Genomic DNA, 21,529 nt, shown 5'->3' with positions numbered 1-21,529 from the left:
TGTATAGTCAATATTTGCACGGGCAAAATAATACAATAAATTAATAATAGGAGGTAATTGTTTGAAGATTTACCGAGTGAATATGTCAAAACTTTCTTTCTCAATTGAAGATGTTCCTGAAAGATGGAATACTCTCGGAGGAAGAGGATTAACTTCAACCATAATTTCAGAAGAAGTGGACCCTGCCTGCAATCCATTTGGAAGTAAAAATAAATTGGTATTTGCTCCAGGTCTGTTTGCAGGAACAAAGGCTGCAAATTCAGGGCGTTTGTCAGTAGGAGCCAAAAGTCCCCTCACCGGAGGAATAAAAGAAAGCAATTCCGGCGGCACAGCAGCACAGCGTCTTGCGAAACTTGGAGTCAAAGCACTCATAATTGAAGGAATGCCCAAGGATGACAAATGGTACACAATTCATGTGCATAAAGATGGGGTGAATATAAAGGAAGAAACAGAATTGTTGGGAAAGGGAAATTATGAAGTGATTCATACCATTACATCCAGGTATGGAGAAAATACCGGTGTTATGACAATTGGCCAGGCAGGCGAATACAAGATGTCAACTGCCAACATTTCCGTCAAGGACCCAAAAGGTCACTTAAGGAGCGCCGGCAGGGGCGGACTTGGTGCAGTAATGGGTTCAAAGCACATAAAATTCATTTCCCTTGATGATAATGACGGTGAAGGAATTGAAATAAAGGACAAGAAAAAATTTGATGATGCTGCTAAAATTTTCAATCAGGGTCTTCTAAAGCATCCTGTAAGCGGTGAAGCCTTGCCTAAGTATGGCTCCAATGTTCTTATGAACATTTTAAATGAAGCAGGAGGTCTTCCCACAAAAAATTCAAGGATGGGAAGATTTGAAGGAGCAGAAAAAATCTGCGGAGAAACAATGCATGACACAATAGTTGAACGTCATGGGGACACAACCCACGGATGTCATGTGGGGTGCATAATACGCTGCTCTCAGACATACAACGACAAGGACGGCAGCTATCTTACTTCTGGATTTGAGTATGAAACAATCTGGGGATTTGGGGCAGGATGCATGGTCGATGATCTGGATATAATAGCCCACATTGACCATGAATGCGATGATGTAGGAATTGATACCATTGACACTGCAGGAACAATGATGGTTGCCATGGAAGCGGAATTGCTTAAGTGGGGTGACGGAGAAGGAATATTGAATTTAATAGAAAGTGAAATTAAATCAGGAACTCCGCTTGGAAGAATTCTTGGAAACGGCCCTGATTTTACAGGAAAGGCATATGGCGTGCTGAGGGTACCAACAGTAAAGGGCCAGACAATGCCTGCCTATGACCCTAGAGCTGTGAAAGGAATAGGAGTTACCTATGCTACGACACCAATGGGTGCAGACCATACAGCGGGATATTCGGTTGCAGCAAATATACTGAAGGTTGGAGGTTCTGTGGATCCTTTGAAAAAAGAAGGCCAGTCAGAACTTTCAAGAGACCTTCAAATTGCAACTGCATCAATTGATTCAACTGGTCTATGCTTATTTGTTTCATTTGCTGTACTTGATTTTGACGAAGTATTCATTTCCGTTCTCGACATGATAAATGCACAGTATGGAGTGGAGTGGACCAAGGATGACTGGAACAACATGGGCGAGTATGTTTTGACAATTGAAAAGGAATTTAACAGAAAAGCTGGATTCACAAAAAATGATGACAGACTGCCTGAATTCACAAGTGAAGCTATTCCTCCACACGATGCAGTGTGGGATATTTCAGATGAAGAACTTGACAAAGTTCTTCAGTTTTAGGAGGCCAGAATGGAAGTAAATGTTAAGTTGTTTGCCACTCTAAGAGATGGTCGTTTCAAGGAGGAAAAGGCAAATATAAATGAAAACACACAAGTTTCAGATGTCATATCGAAATACAACATTCCAAAAGAAGAAGTTAAAATATGCCTTGTAAACGGACGTGATGCTGATTTGAACCAGACTTTGAAAAATGGCGACACATTGTCTTTGTTTCCGCCGGTAGGAGGAGGTTGATGAAAGGAATACTAGCTCCAAGATATGAAAGAAATTACAAGACCATATCGGTTGAAGATCAAAACAAATTGGCTGATTCAACAATTGCCATAGTAGGCTGCGGCGGCCTTGGAGGAACCATGGCTGAAGAATTTGCCCGCCTTGGGGTCGGACATCTCATACTGGTTGACGGAGATACAATTGATGAAACAAACTTGAATCGTCAGCTGTTTTCAACTGAATATAACATTGGAGCAAAAAAAGTTGAAGCAGCAAGACAAAGGCTTCAAGCTGTGAATTCTTCCGTTGAACTTACGCTGATTGATGACTGGTTCAATCAGGATAATGCAGCAGATATTTTCAGCGGAGCAAATCTGGTATGCGACGCTCTTGATTCAATACAAAGGCGCATATATCTTGAAGAGTCCTGTCACAGGCTCAAAAAGCCTCTTGTTTATGCAGGAATAGCAGGGTGGTTTGGAATGCTTGGAGTGAGTCTTCCTGGTGATTACAGCGTTTTAAAAGTTTTTAAGGATGGCAGGGAAAATGACAGAGGCATGGAAAAAACGTGGGGCAATCCTGCATTTACTCCATGGGTTATGTCAAGTCTTGCAGCAGCAGAATCGGTCAAGATAATTGTTGGAAGAGAGCCTGCTTTAAGAAATTCGTGGCTGCAGGCAGATTTGCTGTACATGGAATTTGAAACATTTAAAATTTCAAAATAATGCAAATGTTGTAAAAACATTTTATATTAAAAAAGTTAAACAAGGGCATAATATTTTAGAAAGTTTAAAAAACTTATAAAACTTTTCAAATAATATTATCAAGGAGATAAATATGGAAGGCAAAGTTCAAAAAATGGATCAGCACAATCCTGGTATTAAATGTGTTGTAAACACATGTTATTATTACTCACAGGGAGATCACTGCAACGCTCAGAAAATTGAAGTTCAAAGCCGCAATGCTCATAGTACAAAAGAAACAGACTGTGCAACATTTGTTCCTAATAACCAAAGCATGTCATAAGTTATTTCTTAAAAAATTGTTCCTTAAGTTTAGGAACAATTTTTTAATTGTAAAACAGCTCGGTCCAGGTATATAATTATGTAAAATTATTTTTAAAGGAGAAATTATGTATTCAATGCCGTTATACAGGCCTCCAAGCGAAGCAAGGAGCCTTATCATACAAGTAACAGAAGGCTGCTCCCACAACAAGTGCAGATTTTGTTACATGTACAAATGCAAGCAATTCAGGCTGAAGTCAAAAGAAGAAATAAAGGAACATGTACAAGAGCTTAAGGCATATTATGGTGACGCTGAAAGGATTTTCCTGGCAGATGGTAATGTTCTGTGCCTTAAAACTGAAAAGATTCTTGAAATGTTAGATTACATAAAGAAGGAATTTCCAAACGTTAAAAGAATTAGCTCTTATTCTGGACCATTAGATTTATTGAGAAAAACTGAAGAAGAACTAATAGCCATCCATGAAGCCGGTCTTGAACTCTTGTACATGGGCGTTGAAAGCGGATCAGACAATGTATTGTCTCTTATGGAAAAAGGAGTAAATCAAACGGAGATGACTTTAGCCGGACAAAAGGCAATAAAAGCAGGATTTAAGCTATCATGCATGATTATTTCAGGTCTTGGAGGAAAAGAGCTGATGCATGAACATGCCGTTGAATCGGCAAAAGTTATATCTGCAATAAATCCGCATTATTTTTCACTTCTCCGCCTTGTTGTGGAAGAAGAATCCGAATTGGCCGATGACATAAGACAGGGAAATTTTCATCTGTTGACACCTCTTGAAGTGCTTGATGAAAACATAATAATGCTTGAAAACATGGAGCTTGAGGACTGCATATTCAGAGCAAACCACGTTTCAAACCATGTTAACCAGGCAGGAATACTCAACAAGGACAAGGAAGAGCTGGTTAAAAGACTAAAAAGACTCCGTGAAAGCGGTAATTTCATACCGCTTGAATATGATACACTGTAACATTTAATGAGTCTGATTTCCAGCTTAGGTTGATGATAACATCAGGGTTAATCAATAATTTGAGCTGGAATTTCCGGCTTTTATTGTGCTTAAATAGGAATTCTGTAAAATTTCGCCGGAATAATTACAATGAACTAAGAAATAATAATTCAGGGACTATTATGAAAAGGAGAAAAATATGAATAACCCAAAACCAGATGACAGAAGAGACAATGTTGACAGAATTCAAAACATGATAGACAACACAATAGTCAACTACAGAGAAACAAAAGATCTTATGAAAAAAGTTGACAACGAAAAAGAAAGACAGGATTTGGCTGATAAAAATATGAGAAGAGAACAATCTCTCAAAAATATGAAAGAAGAAATAAGGGATGAAGCAATAGACAAGAAAAACGGATATAAATAATCTCTTTCGGGCGGACACGAGGTCCGCCCCTATCATCCCCTACAATCATTTGTTTACAACATTGACGGGATTTCCTTCAATGAACTTTTGAATATTTTCTATAGTATAATCCATAAGTCTTTTTCTTGCTTCAATTGGAGCCCATGCAATATGTGGTGTTATAATTATGTTTTTAGCAGATAGAAGCGGATTGTCAGTTCTTATGGGTTCTGTTGAAACAACATCACATGCTGCGTAGGCAACCTTTCCGCTGTTAAGTGCATCTCTTAAATCTTCTTCCACAATAAGCGGTCCTCTTGAATCGTTTATTATAATGACACCATCCTTCATTTTGGCAATATTATTTTTGTTTATTATTCCACTTGTTGAAGGCGTCAAAGGGCAGTGTAGTACAACGACGTCTGAATTTTCCATGAGCTCATCAATATCAACATACCTGCATGTATCGCTTTCAAGAGCTGGGTTAGGATGACTAGCATTTGCAAGAACTTTCATTCCCATAGCCTGGGCGATTTGTCCGGTTTTCTGCCCAATTTTTCCATAGCCTATTATTCCCATTGTCTTTCCCTCAAGCTCGATGAGAGGATAGTTCCAGTATGTCCAGTCCTTGCATTCTGCCCAGTCTCCGTTTTTTACGGACCTTGAATGTTCCCCTATGTGGTGGCAGATTTCTAAAAGAAGTGCAATGGTAAACTGTCCAACAGAAGCAGTACCGTATGTGGGAATGTTTGAAACCACAATGTTTCTTTCCTTTGCGTAAGCTGTTTCAACTATGTTGTAACCAGTTGCAAGAACACTTATGAATTTAAGATTTTTGCATTGTTCCATATCTTTTTTTGAAATAGGTGATTTGTTTGTAAGAACTATGTCTGCATCTTTGATTCTTTCAACAGTGAGCTCAGCAGGAGTTCTGTCATAAATTTCAACATCGCCAAGATTTTTTAGTTTATCCCATGACAAGTCTCCGGGGTTTAAAGTATATCCATCTAAAATTACTATTTTCATATTATCTCCAGGTAATCTGCTGTGCAGTAGTATTGATATTTCATTAAGGAAATTTTATCAGATATTTATTCCATGTGCAATTGATTTTACAGGAAAGAATTATTTTGATTGACAAAATTTATATATAGGAATATAATTTTACCATGGAATAAATTAGCGAACTGATAAAGGCAAACCCGGTGAAAGCCGGGGACGCAAAGCCACGGGCCTTAAGGTACATACCAAGGCAGCCGGGTTACCAAAATTGTTAATACATATAAAAGTATTGGCTCTGTTTGGCGACCCATTCAGAGCTTTTTTTGTCCAAAAATTACCCTGTGGGAAAAAGGAGATCTAGATTAAATGAAAAGCATTAACAAAATTGCATTGATTTTGGCACTTCTAATGACATTAGTTTTTCCAACTGTAGCTTTTGGGGAAGATCTTGATGGTGAAACAAACAACACAACAGATGAAACTCAGGTAAGTTCTGAGGTTGATCAAGACGCAGATGTTGAAACTGATGAAGACATCGAAGATGAAGAAGAAGTAGTTGAAGAAGGAAACGGTAAGGGCAAGGGAAACAGCAAAGTATGGAAAGAGGCAAAAGCGGCTGTTGAAGCTGAAAAGGACGAAATTGAGGCACTAAAAGACGGAATCGAAGATGAACTCGAAGCACTTGATACAAGCCTTGAAGCAGCCGAAGCACTTGGGGACGAAGCAGCAATTGCAGAAATTAAGTTGCAGCTTGAAGCAAAAAAATTAGAAATGAACGAATATAAAGTTCAAATGAAGGTAAAAATACAAGAAATGCAGGAAATAGTGAGAAACAAATATACTCAAGAAGAGCTTGAGGCCTTAAAAGAAGTTTCTTTAAGATTTGACAGCATTGAGAATGTTGATGTCATTTCTGTAGAAAATGTTTTGTTCAAAAAAGGTAATGCTAAATTTGACACACCTCCTGTAATTAAAGAAGGAAGAACATTGATTCCTGTGAGAGCTGTATCAGAAGCCTTGGGAGCAAAAGTAGAGTATGATGACGTAGAAAAAATTGTCACCATAACAAAAGACGGAAAAGTAATTGTATTTTCTCTGGCTGAAGGAACAGTTACAGTAAATGAAGAAACAGTTGAAATAGACGTTCCGGCTGAAATAATGAACAACAGAACAATGGTTCCTCTAAGATTCATTGCTGAACAATTAGAACTTTCAGTTGTATGGGACCAGGAAACTCAAACAATCAATATTGATTAATACTCCTCCTCTTAAGGGCTGCTGCATAATGCAACAGTCCTTTGCTTTGTAAATTTTACTGACAGAATAAAAAAGGCACTACTAAATAAGCTGTGCCTTTTGGATTCATTAGTTCAGTTTAACTGGCTTCTCCGGGATTTTCTTTGCCAAAATTTTCAGACTGTGCAATAAGCATTCCTAAAAGCATCAAGGCACATCCTAAGTAACCTCTTGGAGACATCCTTTCAGCAAGAAGTACTATTCCTCCTATGGCTGCAAACACTGACTCCATGCTAAGAGCAATAGCTGCATGTGACGGTTTTGCATATTTTTGTCCCACTGCCTGCAAAGTGTACGCTACTCCTGCTGACATAATGCCGCCGTAAAGAATTGGCACAAGAGCACTTGAAATTCCTGCAGCATTGACATCTTCTGTTATAAATGCAGTAATCATGCTTAATACTGCACATGTGGCGAATTGAATGCTTGAAAGTTTTATGGCATCGACATTTTTAACAAATCTGTCAATCAGAAGTATGTGGCATGCCCAGAATACGGCTCCTATAATTTCTAAAAAATCTCCAAACTCAATTGTAAAGCTTTCATTGATGCTTAAAAAATAAAGTCCTATAGCTGCAGTTAAAGCACCAATCCATGTCTTCATGTGAGTTTTTTGCTTGAACAATATTCCTATTATTGGTACAAGGACTATGTAAAGGCTTGTTATGAATCCGGCCTTGCCGGCTGTGGTGTAAATGAGTCCTATTTGCTGCAAGGAAGCTGCAATGAACAATACACTTCCTGCTATTAACCCTGATTTCACCGTTGTTTTTAAGTCTGCTTCTTCCTTTTGTTGTTCTTTGTTTTTCCTGTTGAAAAAATATATTACAGGCAGCAAAGATATGCTTCCTAAGGCAAATCTCACACCATTGAATGTAAAGGCGCCGACGTGCTGCATTCCCACTCTTTGTGCAACAAATGCAAATCCCCATATTGCTGCTGTCAAGAGCAGTATAAATACTGATTTCACTTCTTTTGTCTTCATAAATATTCTCCCTGCTATATAATATAAAACAATTCTATATAAACATATTAACATGAAGAGGATTAAAATACCAGCCTATTTTAATATGAACGTGCTGCGGCAATTTCGGTTGTTCTTTAAATATGGTCGTGATATAATTACAAAAAAATGCAAAGGTGTGATAAAAATTAAGAAGATATTGGTTGTAAGCGAAGGAAGAAATACCGGTCTTAGAATACTTAATCAGCTTAACCAGCTTTTGGGAAAATATGTAAGGGTAGAAAACATGTTGATTTCTGAGATGAAATCCAAGAAGGCAGATGCTGATTTAATTTTATTTACAAGTGCACATTTTTTAATAAGAGCTTCAAGATATATAGACAGCAGTGTGCCCACCTTAGTTGCCAAAAGGGTTATTGATCACAAAAATATCAAAGAAATCATAAGCATTGAATATGATGAGGATGTTTTGTTCATAAACGACAGCTATGAATCAACAAAAGAAGCAATTGAACAGCTTTATGAACTTGGATTAGACCATGTAAGATACAATGCTTACTATCCAGGGTGTTCATCTTTTCCTCAACTGCAAACAGCAATAACTCCGGGAGAAGGTCAGCTAGCTCCTTACAAGCCTGATAAGCTTATTGACATAGGGTCAAGAATTCTAGATGTAGAGACTATTCATGAAATAACCAGAATTCTTGATGTGGACAAATTCTTAAAAGACAGCCTGGTTACAGACTACATAAGAGATATAGTTGAAATTTCAAGAGAGATTGATGAGAGCAGAAAAACAAGCAATGAATCTATGCAAATGCTCCAAATGATTGTAAACACACTTGACTATGGTGTGGCATTTGTTAACAGTAATGGCATAATCATGAGTATTAACTCTAAATTTGAGTATATACTCGGTCTTAAGAAAAAGTGCATATTGGAGAAAAACTTTCAGGACATTATAAGAACCCCAATAAATGAACTGAAGGATAACAGCACATTCCAGACTAAGATTGAAAACAAGGAAGTGTCCATTAATGTTCGTCAGGTGAATTTTTCTAAAAGATATGGCTTTGTAATTTCTGTCAAGATAAATAAAAGCTCAAATGAAACAGATATAAAAACAAGTTTTACTGCAAGTTCTTATGTCAAAAGAAATCTTCACAATTTTGATGATTATCTTACAATTAATAATAATGTAGTTAATATGATAAACAGAGCTAAAAAATTTTCCAAAAGCGACGGCACGGTTCTCATTACAGGGGAAAATGGAACTGGAAAGGAAATACTGGCGCAGGCCATACATATGAATTCTTACAGAAGCAGCAAATCTTTTGTTCCTATTAATATTGCAACTTTAACTTCAAACCTGGTTGAGGCTGAATTGTTCGGATATGAGGAAGGTACGTTCACTGGAGCTGTCAAAGGCGGTAAAATGGGAATTTTTGAAATTGCTGACGGAGGCACAATATTCATAGATGAAATTGGGGATGTTCCGGTCGATGTACAAGCAAAGCTTTTAAGAGTTCTTGAGGAAAAAAGAATTCGAAAAATTGGTTCTGCAGATGAACTGTCAGTTGATGTAAGAATAATTTCTGCAACAAACAAGAATCTTCTTGCTCTTATAAAAGAAAATAAATTCAGACTTGATTTGTTTTACAGGCTAAACATACTGCCTTTGGAAACAATACCTCTTCGCAAGCGAAAGGAAGATGTGGAGTTTCTTCTGAAATATTTTATTAATATTAACCTTGATGACAAGAAAATAAAGTCCCTCAATGAATTTTTTGCACAGGAAACAATTGAATTTTTAAATAAGTACCAATGGCCGGGCAACGTGAGGGAACTCATTAATCTTATAGAGTATCTTATGTTGATTTATGAGGGAGAAAAGATATCATTGAACCATCTTCACAGCTACATGCATGATGTGTCCGGAGAAAGACGTATTTTTTTGGATGAATTTGAAGATTGGGTGTTGAGGAAATTTTCAGAGAATAAAAATATGCCGGTTGGAAGGGCTAGAATTGCTGAAATTGCTATTGAGGAAGACATGGATATAAAAGAAGGAAAAATCAGAAGAATTATTTCTGATTTAAAAAATATGGGGCTTATTAATGATGATGGCAGCAAAGGGTCTAAAATAACAGAGCTTGGTGAAAAAACTCTAGCAGAAATTTACAAATAACTCGGTTAAAATTAACCGGCTTATGGTTTATAAAAACCTGAATGAAACATTGATGTGCTGCAGTGTGTAAATCAAGTTTTTTGTTAACACCTAAGAAGTCTTGATTATTAAACAAAAATAAAACACCTGATTTAATTTTGTAATTTGGCACAATAATTGCTTGTTACTAATGGAAATATAAAATTAAACAAGGAGTGTAAAATGGAAAATATTAAAAACAAAGTTAAGAAAAAACCTACATTCGCACAAGCTGTGACACCCATAGTGTTCATGATGGTGGCACTTGTTGTAGGAGTTGGTATTATGAAGATGAAAGCAGAGCCTATACTTATTCTTGTGGCATTTGTTGCGGGTTTTATTGCAATCAAGCTTGGTTATTCCTGGGATGAAATGCAAAAGGGAATCATAGAAAAAATTTCAATGTCAATGCCTGCAATATTAATATTGTGGAGCGTTGGAGCTCTTATAGGAGCATGGATGTTTTCCGGAGTAATACCTATGATTATTTATTACGGAGTTGAAATAATAAATCCTAAATTTCTTCTTGTAACAGCATTCCTTATAACAGCAGTGTTTTCAACAATAACCGGAACTTCATGGGGTTCTGCGGGAACAATAGGAGTTGCAATAATGGGTATTGCCGGAGGATTGGGAGTCTCTCTTCCAGCTACAGCAGGTGCTGTAGTTGCCGGTTCATATTTTGGTGATAAGCTTTCACCTCTGTCAGATACAACAAACCTTGCACCTTTGGCTGCAGGTGCAAATTTATACGATCATATAAGACACATGCTTTATACAACACTCCCTGCAACAGCTGTTGCGCTTGGGGTTTATTTTGTAGCCGGCCTTGGTGCATCAGGAACAGGCAGCCCTGCTGAAACTGTAGCTGCACTTCAGGGAACATTGGATCAGATGTTCCATTGGAATATATTCTTGTTAATCCCGGTAGCGCTTATAATAGTCGGTTCATTGCTCAAATGGCCTACAATACCTACAATGCTTGGAAGTGCATTGACAGCAGTTGTCATAGGTATTGTATCTCAGGGATTTACTCTTAAAAACGGATTTCTTGCTTTAATCAAAGGATTCAACGTTACAATGACAGGCTATGAAGGAGAAATATCAAAGGATATTCTGACGCTTCTGAACAGAGGAGGAGCAGAATCAATGGCAGGAACAACAATTTTGGTTTTCTGTGCGATGGGTTTTGCAGGAATTATGAGCGCCACAGGAATGCTTGATGTAGTTCTTGAATCAATTATGAAAAAAGTGAAGTCTACTTCCGGAATAATAGTATCAACAATAGCATCATGCTTTACAGTTGCTTTTGTAACAGGAAATTCATACTTGTCTATATTGCTTCCTGGACAATTGTTCAATTCAGTTTATCCAAAATACAACCTGCAGCCTAAAAATCTTTCCAGGACGTTGGAGGATTCAGGTACTGTATTGGTTCCTCTGATTCCGTGGTCAGCAGCAGGAGCTTATATGACTGCAACCCTTGGTGTTCAGACATTAGAATATCTTCCTTGGGCAGTGTTGAACTATACAGGTATAATTTTTGCAATAATACTTGCTTTTACAGGTTTTGGAATAGCATATATTGATCCAGCAAAGAAAAACAAATAACGGAGTTTACAATGATATTAATAAAAAATGTTGATGTATATTCACCTGAATACATCGGGACAAAAGATGTTCTTACAGCAAAGGGAAAAATTGTGTTGATTGATGATGAAATAAGCATCTTCAGCAAAAAAATATGTGTAATAGACGGAACGGGCAAAAAACTGGTGCCTGGGTTTATTGACTGTCATGTTCATATAACCGGCGGCGGAGGAGAAGGAAGTTTTAAAACCAGAGTTCCGGAAATTACATTGTCCAAGCTCATTGAGGGAGGAATTACAACTGTAGTTGGACTTCTTGGAACTGATTCCACAACAAGAAGTGTAGAAAACTTAATAGCTAAGGCAAAATCTTTAAAAGAAGAAGGCATAAGCGTCTATGCAGTTACAGGGTCATACGGATTTCCTTCTGAGACATTAACTGATTCTGTTAAAAAAGACATAGTGTATGTGGAGGAAATTCTTGGAGTTAAAATTGCTCTTTCAGACCACAGATCTGCAAGCATATCAAATCATGAACTTGCACGTCTTGCATCAGATGCAAGAGTGGCAGGCATGTTGTCAGGAAAACCAGGAATTGTAGTTGCACACATGGGAAACGGCAAAAAGGGACTTGGTTTGATAAACGAGGTTCTTGAGGAAACAGAAATTCCTGTAAAAACCATAAGGCCCACACATGTGAACAGGAGAAAAGAGCTGCTTAATGAAGCATTTGATTTTGCAAAAAAAGGCGGGATAATTGACCTTACATGCGGCATATCTGAAGAAACATCTCCTTCTTCTGCAATAATAGAAGCTGAGAAAAACAATGTGCCTCTTGAAAATATCACAATAAGTTCCGATGGTTACGGCAGCTGGTCAAGTTATGACAGTGTAGGGAACTTAAAAGACATAGGTGTTTCGTCAGTAAAAAGCCTTTTCGAAGAATTCAAATTCATGGTGAAAAATTTGAATTTTACTATAGAAAAAGCATTGATGTTTTACACATCCAATGTTTCAAAAGCACTGGAAAAGTATCCGCAGAAGGGTTTTATAAGTGAAAACTCCGATGCAGATTTGCTCCTGCTCGATAAAAATTTAGAAATAGATACGGTTATAGCAAATGGAAAAGTTATGCTAGCCGCAGGAAAAATTGAAATAAAAGGTACTTATGAATAAAAAGATACTGACACCTTATGGTCAGTTAGACTATTGACAAACCCTGACGCAGTCATCCTGAACGATAGTGAAGGATCCCATTTTTATTGAAAACATGAGATTCTTCGGGCTACGCCCTCAGAATGACAACGTCTAAAGTTACTTTGTCATTAACATGACTGACACCGTATGGTGTCAGTTTTTTGTTTTGAACAAGAATATCTTATTTAATAAGTTCGAGAATTCTTTACTTCATGCTTTTAATTGCTGTTGTAAGCTCATGAATTGATTCCGTAAGCTGTGTCAGCCTGGATTCTATGCGTACCAGCAAATATGCTGTGACTGCAATGGGGAATCCGAAATTGCCCAGTAAATTGATGAAATCTTCCATAAATTCACCTCCTGCACATTTGAATACTGAGCTTTGACAGTGCTTGTCTTTTTAGTGAGCGGACTTTGACGTATTTGATTCCAAGATTCATCGAAATAGATTGCATGGATTGTCCATAAAAGTAGTATAAATATATAATCTTCTGTTCTTCAGAAGAAAGATTCTGTATGCTTTTCATAAGATCATATTTTTCTTCTTGTTCTATTGCGCGTTCAATTGAGCTAAGTGATGAGGCAGTTTTATATTCATGAAGTGCTTCCTGCAAACTGAATATATTTGTTCTAAAACGCGATTTTCTGTGTTGATTTTTATAGAAGTACTCAAGTTTTGTCTTAATATAATGGAGGTAATGGACATTTTTTTTGCTGTCAAAGGTTTTAAGCGACATGAGAATCAGAATATACCCTTCCTGAGCCATATCTTCAGCTTCTGTATCCCACACATCCCAATATTTATATATATTTTTATAAATAAGAGGACGGAGTCTTTTTAGAAGAATTTCCTGAAAATTCTTGTCCCCTTTTAGAGCTTGCTGAATAATATGATTAATATCAATATCCATAAATTTCAGCTCCTTTCTGATTTATAGCTTAATTATAAATGAATGTTTTATGGGTGTAAAAGTATGTAAGGGGCTTAAATGGATGGTGAAATGATATGTTTTCTTGAAATGTACAATGTGAAAATTTCAATGAAAATCAAGTCAGAAGGAAATGTTTTTTATGGAAAATCAAATGAAATTCAACGAAATTGAAGCAATGCTTCCCGTATATGTGAAGGATATAGGTAACTGTACGGAAATTGTCACAGCTGATGGTTCTTATGTAAAAAGTGCCGCAATCGAAACATGTATAAAAAATCTGGCGGATTATTACAATATAAGCTTGTATCACAACCGTGTTAATTACGGCGAAGAACTTGGCATAACCAACAAGGTGCCAATTGTCATAAACGAGAATCTTGTGTTCATATACATCAACATCCGTGAACCCATGTTCAAACATGATGCTGCTTACGGATTTGTTGATCTGAATGCAATAAAGCAGGTGTTTCAAAAAGAAGACAGTGCTGCAATACTCATGAAATCAGGCAGAATAATTCAAACAAGACAAAGCGTTAAAACAATGAAAAGAAACATTCTTAACGCCAGACTTGCAAAGGAAATATACAGGGAAAAACACAAAATGAATTAAGAATGAAGAGTTAAGAATTAAGAATTAAGAATTACAGGAAGGATTTTTGCTTTGCAAAAATCCTTTGTTTATTTATCAGTGCATAAAATCAAATTTTTCATAAAAATAAAATTGTAATCATATAATCTATTATAATGATACAGGGGGGATTTTATGGACGAGAAAACTACACAAAGCTTGATGCTTGAAAATAAAGAATTGCTAAATGTTACAGGAGTTGATGGCGTTGATAACTTCAATGACGAAACTGTTGTTCTCATAACAACAAAGGGAAAGCTTACAATTAAGGGGCAGAAATTAAACATAAGCAAGCTTAATGTGGAAGAAGGAAAGCTTGTTGTAAAGGGAGTCATCAATTCGCTTATTTATTCCGATTATGAAGGACAGAAAGAAAAAACAAGTTTGGTTAAGAGGCTGTTTAAGTAGGTTCTTATGGATTTCTTACCATACACTCAAGAATACATGCTTGTTGTGGCCATTATGGGTGGAATGCTTCTCGGCTTCATATGGGACATATACAGGCTTGTCAGGCATTATGTTAAAATGGGTGCAGTGGGAACTGCACTTGGTGACCTGCTGTATTGGATTGTAAGCATTTATATAAGCGTGGAACTCATTTTTTATGTAAGCTACGGAAATGTGAGAATGTTCATTTTGCTTGGATTTGTTCTCGGCGCACTGTTGTATTTTTACGGAATAAGCAATTATATATTGAAAGCTTTTATTTTTGTTGTGGATCTTTTTATAAAAATAATAAGAAGAGTTTCCTTATTCATGATAAGACCAATTAGGATTCTTGCAGGAAAAATTAAAGTTCTTTTGACACCTCTTATGGTCAAGTGGCAAAAAACGTGCATTAATGCAAAAAAAAGGTATAAATTTTACAAATTCAAAGCAAAAAAGATTTCCAAAAACAGAAAACTGATGTATAATAAAAAGAAGCAAAGCAAACGAAATCAAAAGCTAAAAAACAAAAGAAGAAAGGAGCATGCAATTGAACGAAGATCAAAAAATAATAGAACTAAAGAAAAAAATAAACCATGACGACTTCAGAAGACAAGAACGTGAAATCAAAGAACAAAAAAGACAGCAAAAGTTTGCTGCTCCGGTAAAAAGAAAAAGGAAGCTCAATGTGGTGAATTTCTTGTTTACTGTGTTTTTGATGTATTTTGCATATACTGCATTCTCTCAATATCAGATGCTAAGTGACCTCAACAAGGAAATTGATCAGAAAATGCTGGTTAAGGCTGAAGTTGAAAAGAAAGTTAATGAGCTTAAAGATGATGTTGCCAAGATGAGCAATGAGGAAGCTTTGCTTGAACTGGTTGAAAAAATAGCAAGAGATCAATATAAAATGGTTAAGCCCAATGAAACAATTTACATAGATAAAAACAAAAATGACAACAAGCTAATACGAGGAATCGGCTTTGAAAAAGATTTGCAGGATTAATAATTTAAAACATTGCATATTTTGACAGTATTTTACAATCAGCTTCTGCTACTATATTAGTAACAATGCGAGAGGTGGAAGAAATGATTGGAAAAGCTGATGATAAAAAATTCAATTTAAGTTTGTTGGAAAATATAATTAGCAATGAAATTAAACACATCAGGAAAAATTGGTTTTTGTTTTTGGTGTGTTTTTTTGCTGCAAGACAAAATATTATTGATGAAATATTCCCGTTTTCTGTTGTTGCCTTAAGCGTGTATTCCTACGTGAAGGGCAGCTCAATTGTGATGCTTGGGACAACCATAGCCGCTATTTTATCAGTTAGGTTTGATTATACCTATATTATAATGCTTACAGCTATTTATGCATATTTTTATGGATTCAGAAATGAAGAAAAAAAGTCCATTGTTCTTGCATCTTCTTATTCTGCTTCTGTTCTGTTTGTGTCAAAGACAACAATTCTTGCAGCAGAAGGATTCAATTGGAATGGTCTCATGCTTAATGCTTTTGAAACACTGTTTGTTTTCAGTGCAATTATTCTGACAAATGAATTTATCAGAGTTGCAGGAAAAATAAAAACAGGTTCGTTCAATACAAATTTTCACAGAAAAAGAACAAAAAAATTAAACACCACTATTGCTGACAGTGAGAAAAAGGATACAGGAAACATAGTGTATCTCCATAGGGCGAGGGAGGAAGCAGCTTCAGCTTTAGAAGCGCAAGACAAATCAAGTGCTAATTTATATTCCGGTACAAGAAAACATATTGATATTTTTTCGGAAAAAGCTAAAACAAAAATAAAAGAGCAGCTCTTGTGGCAATCCATAAGTGTCAAATATTTTGAAGTGATTTCTTCAAACAAAAATACAATTGCACTAAGCATCACTGTCAAAACTGAAAAATCCTCTGATGAGGCAGAAGCTGCAGTAGAACTCATAGTTAGAAACGTGTGCGGTGTGAAGTTAAAATGCACCGAAAGGGTTTTAGCATCACCTAATTACTATGTGCTGAAGTTTAAAAATATAAGGAGAATAAAAATAAGAACATACAGCGCTTCTGCTACAAAGGAAGGAAGCAGTGTATCAGGTGACAGCTTTGCCTATGCAGGAAGGCTAGACAAATATTACACAGTTCTTTGCGACGGAATAGGGTCTGGTCATGAAGCTTTCGTGGAGAGCAACGGAGCCGTTGATTTATTGTCTAAATTTTTATACACGGATTTTTCGGAGGAGCAAATTTTAAGAACACTAAATTCAATTTTAATGTTTAAGCTAACAGATGAAAGGTTTGTAACATTCGACCTTAATATAATTGATTATGGAACTAAGGAAATAAGGCTTTACAAGGCTGGTGCTGCTCCAACTTACATTGTAAGCAAAAATTCTGTGGACAGAATATCAGGCAAGAGCCTTCCAATGGGTATACTGGACAATTTTGAATACAGTTCCTTTAAGAGGGAAGTAAGAGTAGGAGATATAATTGTCATGGTTACAGATGGCATAACAGATTCCATAGGAATGGATGAAAAGAAAAATCTGGACAAATACCTGGAACTCATTGCCGGAAAGGATCCTCAAACAATTGCAAATTCCATATTAAGTTATGCCCTAAGAGGACAGGATTCTGTATTCGACGATATGACGGTTCTGGTTACAAAAATAGGGTAGTACAATAAAAACAAAGAATGAAAGTGATGTTGCACCAATTGACAAAGCTATTTCAACAATGTAGGGGAGGACCTTGTGTCCTCCCGTGCTTGCGGGTACGACTATACCTGCAATGGTAAAAAATGCTTGCCAAAAGTCTGGTGAAAGCAATGCTTTCATTCTTTTGATTTAAATTTAAATTTCAGGGTATATTGATAAATAAGCAATATTTATTTTTTTACAAAAATATTTTTAATTTCTTTATTTTATGGTATAATTTATCCTATGCAAATAAAAGAGGAATAATATGTATAATTTGGTTAAAGAAAATATAATCCAAAAACAGCTTATCAAAGCCGGGGACAATGTTCTTATCGGTTTGTCCGGCGGTCCGGATTCAGTTTTTTTATTTCATAACTTAAGAAAATTAAAGGAAAGCTTAAGTTTTAATTTGTATGCTTCACATATAAACCATATGTACAGGGGCAAGGATGCACAGCATGATGAAGATTTTGTTCGTTCTCTTTGTGAAGACTATGGTGTAAGGTTATTTGTAAAAAGAAAAAATGCGACGGATTATGCCAAGGAGCTTAAAGTTACTGAAGAGGAAGCTGGAAGAATTCTCAGGTACAACTTTTTCAGAGAAAACTTAAGTGAAGTTGGCGGAGGCATAATAGCTGTTGCCCACAATCTCAATGATCAGGCTGAAACAGTGCTGCAGAGAATTTTAAGAGGTACAGGAATTGACGGCCTGTGCGCCATGTCCTTTGTGAAGGACGACTTAATAAGACCAATGCTTAATGTTCAAAGATCTGAAATAGAAAAATACCTTCGCGATAATAATTTTGAATTCTGTATTGACATTACAAATACTCAGGCAATTTATGGCAGAAACAAAATCAGGCTAAATTTAATTCCATATCTTGAGGAAAATTTTAATCCCAATATTCAAAATTCTTTGTACAGACTGTCAGAAACAATGGAAAGAGACAAAAAAATCATAGACAAATATGTTGAGATTAAATTTTGTGAAGCCTTGATTGATGCAGGCAAAAACAAAATTGTTTTAAATTTGCAGAAATTAAAGGACATGGATGAAGGCGAAGCAGGAAGAGTCATAAGAAAATCCATCGAGCAGCTCAAGGGCAACACTATAAATGTTGAAATGAAACATATAGATTATGCCATAGATTTCATCAAAACAGGGTCCACAGGCAAAAAAATTAATTTGTCCGAGGGCTTTACAATTGAAATCAGCTATGATAATTTTATAGTCAATAAAATTGTTGAAAATATTCCAGAGTTTAAATATACAATAGAGCTTGAAAAACCCCTGTTTATCAAAGAAACAGGCAAGACAGTGCTTTGCAGTGTAAAAGATACTTCCGAAGTTGACATAAGGGAAAGTCATAGCATTAACCTGGATTTTGATAATATAAAAGGAAATCTCACTGTCAGAAACAGAAGGACAGGGGATACAATTGTTCCGTGCGGAAACACGTGGAACAAGAAAATCAAGGATATTTTTATGGATTTAAAAATTCCTGCAGAAGAAAGAGACAGTAAACTGATAATTGCAGATGATGAAAATATATTATGGCTTGAGGACTTCAGAATCCACAACGGTTATAAAGTGTCATCTTCAACAAAAAAAATATTAAACATTACCATAGGGAGGAGCACTAATGAATAAGGATATTAAGAAAATACTAATTGCGGAGGATGAACTTCAGGCTAAGGTTAAAGAACTTGGAGCGAAAATCACAGAAGATTACCAGGGTAAGGATTTACTTTTGGTTTGCGTTTTAAAGGGAGCTGTACTATTTGTAAGTGATTTGATGAAAAGAATAGATTTGCCTCTTGAAATTGATTTTATGGCAATTTCAAGTTATGGTTCAAACACACAATCTTCAGGAGTTGTAAGAATTTTAAAAGATTTAAATCAGTCTATTGAAGGAAGAAACGTACTTATAGTTGAAGACATAATAGATTCAGGATTGACATTGTCCTATCTTGCTGAAAATTTAAAAGCCAGAGGTCCTGAGTCAGTTGAAATATGCACAATACTTGACAAGCCAGACAGAAGAACAACAAATCTTGATATAAAATATACTGGATTCCAGGTTCCTGATGAGTTTGTTGTGGGATATGGATTGGATTATGCTGAAAAATACAGAAATCTTCCATATATAGCAGTATTGAAAGAAGAAGTTTACACAAAATAAACTGTTACTAAAATTTACAACTTTTACTAAATTAATTGTAAAGTAAAAACATATGTGATACAATTTTATCATCAGATAGTCTTAAGACAAATAGGAGGCTTTAATTGAAAGGATTTATGAGAAGCATCGCAATGTATATACTTATCTTTGTTGTAATAATAATGCTGGTGCAAAGCATGGTTGAACCGGCAGCAGAAGAACAAAGCATAAGCTACAGCGAGCTTATAATTCAAATACAAAATGACAATATAAAATCACTTTCCTACACTGAAAGCGAAGTAAACGGGGTATTCAAGGATGACTCTAAATTTACTTCTTATGTTCCAACTGTGTTCTTGTTTTCTTCAAGTTTTTATGACAAGTACCTTGCTGAAAAGGTTGAAGCAGGCGAAATAACAATTGAAGGTGAGCCAGTACCGGCAACACCTCTGTGGGTTCAGGCACTTCCAACCATAGGAATGCTTGTTCTTCTGGGAGTTTTGTGGTATGTGTTCATGAAACAATCACAGGGCGGCGGAACAGGCAAGGCCATGTCCTTTGGCAAGAGCAGAGCCAAGATGGTCAAGGAAGATGATCCAAACAAAAAAATTACTTTTGCCGATGTTGCAGGTTTGGATGAAGAAAAGGAAGAACTCAGCGAAATAGTTGACTTTCTTAAAAATCCGGCTAAATTTGTGAGACTTGGAGCTCGTATACCAAAAGGAGTTCTTTTGGTGGGACCTCCTGGAACTGGAAAGACTTATCTTTCAAAATCCGTGTCGGGAGAAGCAGGAGTTCCGTTTTTCAGCATAAGCGGTTCCGACTTCGTTGAAATGTTTGTAGGCGTGGGTGCTTCAAGAGTCAGAGATTTATTTGACCAGGCAAAGAAAAATGCTCCGTGCATTATATTCATAGATGAAATTGATGCTGTGGGAAGAAGAAGAGGCGCTGGCCTTGGGGGCGGTAATGATGAAAGAGAACAGACATTGAACCAGCTTTTGGTTGAAATGGATGGTTTCTCAGGCAATGAAGGAATAATCATCATAGCAGCAACAAACAGACCTGATATTCTTGACCCGGCACTCATGAGACCGGGCAGATTTGACAGACAGGTTCACGTTGGTCTTCCGGACGTTAAGGCTAGAGAACAAATACTTAAAGTACATGTCAGAAAAAAACCATTGTCAGACGATGTTGATTTGGAAGTTGTGGCAAAGAGAACTCCGGGATTCACTCCGGCAGATCTGGAAAATGCAATGAATGAAGCTGCTCTTTTGACTGCAAGACACAACAAGACTCTCATAACAATGGATATTATAGAAGAAGCAATAACAAAAGTAATTGCAGGACCAGAAAAGAGAAGCAAAGTAATAAACGAAAACGAGAAAAAGCTCACTGCATATCATGAAGCGGGCCATGCAGTTGTTGCAAGACTTTCTTCAAACAAAGATCCTGTTCACATGATAACTATAATACCAAGAGGCGGTGCAGGAGGATTTACAATGTACCTTCCTGAGGAAGACCGTTCCTATGCTTCTAAAATGGAAATGGAAGAAAACATAGTGAGACTTCTTGGAGGAAGAGTTGCAGAAAAACTTGTACTTGATGATATTTCAACAGGAGCTTCAAACGATATTGAAAGGGCAACTAAAATTGCAAGAGCCATGGTTACTACCTACGGCATGAGTGACGAGCTTGGACCTATGGCATACGGAACTAATGACGACGAAGTTTTCCTTGGAAGAGATTTCAATAAAATCAGAAACTATTCAGAAGAAGTTGCTGCAAAGATAGACAAGGAAATGAGAAGAATTATTGACAATGCATATCACAAAACAGAAACACTGTTAAGCGAAAACATGGAAAAGCTTGAGCGTGTTGCGCAGGCTCTTCTCGAAAAGGAAACTATAACAGGAAAAGAATTTGAGATGCTTTTTGAAGAAGCATAAATCAATTACGTAGGGGAGGACCTCGTGTCCTCCCGCTTAAGAATGAATAAGGGATGGCTCAGCCATCCCTTATTTTTTTTATTTTTATAGATGTAGATTAA

22 protein-coding genes and 1 riboswitch are annotated in these 21,529 nt (G+C 36.5%); of the genes, 18 read left to right on the top strand and 4 right to left on the bottom strand.

Translation table 11 applies throughout. The features are described from left to right. Positions 1-61: 61 nt before the first annotated feature. The 6 genes from BN358_RS06695 (at position 62) to tlp (ending at position 4,404) form a co-directional block, all read left to right on the top strand. Positions 62-1,786 carry an aldehyde ferredoxin oxidoreductase family protein gene (locus tag BN358_RS06695; protein ID WP_083851529.1) on the top strand — a complete coding sequence of 575 codons (1,725 nt, stop codon included), beginning with the start codon at positions 62-64 and terminating at the stop codon, positions 1,784-1,786. 9 nt (positions 1,787-1,795) lie between these two features. Continuing rightward, positions 1,796-2,020 (top strand): MoaD/ThiS family protein, encoded by a 225-nt coding sequence (locus BN358_RS06690; RefSeq protein WP_019228454.1) that lies wholly within the window; start codon positions 1,796-1,798, stop codon positions 2,018-2,020. After that, on the top strand, positions 2,020-2,724 hold the full coding sequence (locus BN358_RS06685) for a HesA/MoeB/ThiF family protein (protein ID WP_019228453.1): 705 nt from the start codon (positions 2,020-2,022) through the stop codon (positions 2,722-2,724). Before BN358_RS06690 ends, BN358_RS06685 begins: the two co-directional genes overlap by 1 nt. Positions 2,725-2,836: 112 nt before the next feature. Further along, positions 2,837-3,025 carry a DUF1540 domain-containing protein gene (locus BN358_RS06680; protein WP_019228452.1) on the top strand — a complete coding sequence of 63 codons (189 nt, stop codon included), beginning with the start codon at positions 2,837-2,839 and terminating at the stop codon, positions 3,023-3,025. A 106-nt stretch (positions 3,026-3,131) separates the two neighbouring features. After that, positions 3,132-3,995 carry a radical SAM protein gene (locus tag BN358_RS06675; protein ID WP_019228451.1) on the top strand — a complete coding sequence of 288 codons (864 nt, stop codon included), beginning with the start codon at positions 3,132-3,134 and terminating at the stop codon, positions 3,993-3,995. A 178-nt stretch (positions 3,996-4,173) separates the two neighbouring features. Beyond that, entirely contained in the window at positions 4,174-4,404 is a 231-nt protein-coding gene (gene tlp, locus BN358_RS06670) for a small acid-soluble spore protein Tlp (protein ID WP_019228450.1), read from the top strand. Between the two features lie 45 nt (positions 4,405-4,449). Here tlp and BN358_RS06665 read toward each other — a convergent pair whose 3' ends face one another. Beyond that, complete coding sequence (locus BN358_RS06665) at positions 4,450-5,409, bottom strand: D-2-hydroxyacid dehydrogenase (protein WP_019228449.1); 960 nt, start codon at positions 5,407-5,409, stop codon at positions 4,450-4,452. A 159-nt stretch (positions 5,410-5,568) separates the two neighbouring features. Next, a riboswitch (cyclic di-GMP riboswitch) is annotated at positions 5,569-5,652 on the top strand. A gap of 99 nt (positions 5,653-5,751) precedes the next feature. On the opposite strand from BN358_RS06665, the gene BN358_RS22270 reads away from it, so the two are divergent. Then, on the top strand, positions 5,752-6,642 hold the full coding sequence (locus tag BN358_RS22270) for a stalk domain-containing protein (RefSeq protein ID WP_019228448.1): 891 nt from the start codon (positions 5,752-5,754) through the stop codon (positions 6,640-6,642). A 118-nt stretch (positions 6,643-6,760) separates the two neighbouring features. Here BN358_RS22270 and BN358_RS06655 read toward each other — a convergent pair whose 3' ends face one another. Then, entirely contained in the window at positions 6,761-7,666 is a 906-nt protein-coding gene (locus tag BN358_RS06655; RefSeq protein ID WP_019228447.1) for a DMT family transporter, read from the bottom strand. 157 nt (positions 7,667-7,823) lie between these two features. Here BN358_RS06655 and BN358_RS06650 point away from each other — a divergent pair, with 157 nt between their 5' ends. The 3 genes from BN358_RS06650 (at position 7,824) to iadA (ending at position 12,616) form a co-directional block, all read left to right on the top strand. Continuing rightward, positions 7,824-9,833 (top strand): sigma-54-dependent Fis family transcriptional regulator, encoded by a 2,010-nt coding sequence (locus BN358_RS06650; protein ID WP_198018348.1) that lies wholly within the window; start codon positions 7,824-7,826, stop codon positions 9,831-9,833. A gap of 201 nt (positions 9,834-10,034) precedes the next feature. Continuing rightward, positions 10,035-11,462 (top strand): Na+/H+ antiporter NhaC, encoded by a 1,428-nt coding sequence (gene nhaC, locus BN358_RS06645; protein ID WP_019228445.1) that lies wholly within the window; start codon positions 10,035-10,037, stop codon positions 11,460-11,462. An 11-nt stretch (positions 11,463-11,473) separates the two neighbouring features. Further along, positions 11,474-12,616 carry a beta-aspartyl-peptidase gene (gene iadA / locus BN358_RS06640; protein ID WP_019228444.1) on the top strand — a complete coding sequence of 381 codons (1,143 nt, stop codon included), beginning with the start codon at positions 11,474-11,476 and terminating at the stop codon, positions 12,614-12,616. A 226-nt stretch (positions 12,617-12,842) separates the two neighbouring features. Here iadA and BN358_RS22790 read toward each other — a convergent pair whose 3' ends face one another. Then, positions 12,843-12,986 carry a YvrJ family protein gene (locus BN358_RS22790; RefSeq protein WP_019228443.1) on the bottom strand — a complete coding sequence of 48 codons (144 nt, stop codon included), beginning with the start codon at positions 12,984-12,986 and terminating at the stop codon, positions 12,843-12,845. A gap of 4 nt (positions 12,987-12,990) precedes the next feature. After that, positions 12,991-13,548, bottom strand: a complete 558-nt coding sequence (locus BN358_RS06635; RefSeq protein ID WP_019228442.1) for a sigma-70 family RNA polymerase sigma factor — start codon at positions 13,546-13,548, stop codon at positions 12,991-12,993. A 160-nt stretch (positions 13,549-13,708) separates the two neighbouring features. Here BN358_RS06635 and BN358_RS06630 point away from each other — a divergent pair, with 160 nt between their 5' ends. The 8 genes from BN358_RS06630 to ftsH all read left to right on the top strand — a co-directional run bounded on the left by BN358_RS06630 (position 13,709) and on the right by ftsH (position 21,428). Continuing rightward, on the top strand, positions 13,709-14,179 hold the full coding sequence (locus BN358_RS06630; protein WP_198018347.1) for a hypothetical protein: 471 nt from the start codon (positions 13,709-13,711) through the stop codon (positions 14,177-14,179). A gap of 153 nt (positions 14,180-14,332) precedes the next feature. Further along, a complete protein-coding gene (yabP, locus tag BN358_RS06625) occupies positions 14,333-14,605 on the top strand; it encodes a sporulation protein YabP (protein ID WP_019228439.1) in 273 nt (90 codons plus the stop codon). Between the two features lie 6 nt (positions 14,606-14,611). Next, a complete protein-coding gene (gene yabQ / locus BN358_RS22265) occupies positions 14,612-15,223 on the top strand; it encodes a spore cortex biosynthesis protein YabQ (protein ID WP_019228438.1) in 612 nt (203 codons plus the stop codon). Beyond that, positions 15,174-15,629 carry a septum formation initiator family protein gene (locus BN358_RS06615; protein WP_019228437.1) on the top strand — a complete coding sequence of 152 codons (456 nt, stop codon included), beginning with the start codon at positions 15,174-15,176 and terminating at the stop codon, positions 15,627-15,629. The genes yabQ and BN358_RS06615 overlap by 50 nt, the downstream gene beginning before the upstream one ends. An 83-nt stretch (positions 15,630-15,712) precedes the next feature. Continuing rightward, a complete protein-coding gene (locus BN358_RS06610) occupies positions 15,713-17,296 on the top strand; it encodes a PP2C family protein-serine/threonine phosphatase (RefSeq protein WP_019228436.1) in 1,584 nt (527 codons plus the stop codon). Positions 17,297-17,582: 286 nt separating this feature from the next. Then, the gene (gene tilS / locus BN358_RS06605) at positions 17,583-18,968 is read left to right on the top strand and encodes a tRNA lysidine(34) synthetase TilS (RefSeq protein WP_019228435.1); all 1,386 of its coding nucleotides are present in this window, start codon (positions 17,583-17,585) and stop codon (positions 18,966-18,968) included. Next, positions 18,961-19,500 (top strand): hypoxanthine phosphoribosyltransferase, encoded by a 540-nt coding sequence (hpt, locus tag BN358_RS06600; RefSeq protein ID WP_019228434.1) that lies wholly within the window; start codon positions 18,961-18,963, stop codon positions 19,498-19,500. Before tilS ends, hpt begins: the two co-directional genes overlap by 8 nt. Before the next feature lie 116 nt (positions 19,501-19,616). Beyond that, positions 19,617-21,428 (top strand): ATP-dependent zinc metalloprotease FtsH, encoded by a 1,812-nt coding sequence (gene ftsH, locus BN358_RS06595; protein ID WP_040582143.1) that lies wholly within the window; start codon positions 19,617-19,619, stop codon positions 21,426-21,428. Positions 21,429-21,529: the final 101 nt, after the last annotated feature.

This window comes from Sedimentibacter sp. B4, assembly GCF_000309315.1.
In the GTDB taxonomy this organism is placed as follows: domain Bacteria; phylum Bacillota; class Clostridia; order Tissierellales; family Sedimentibacteraceae; genus Sedimentibacter; species Sedimentibacter saalensis.
The sequence above is the reverse complement of the archived record's forward strand: the minus strand, read 5'-3'. Positions and strand labels throughout refer to the sequence as shown.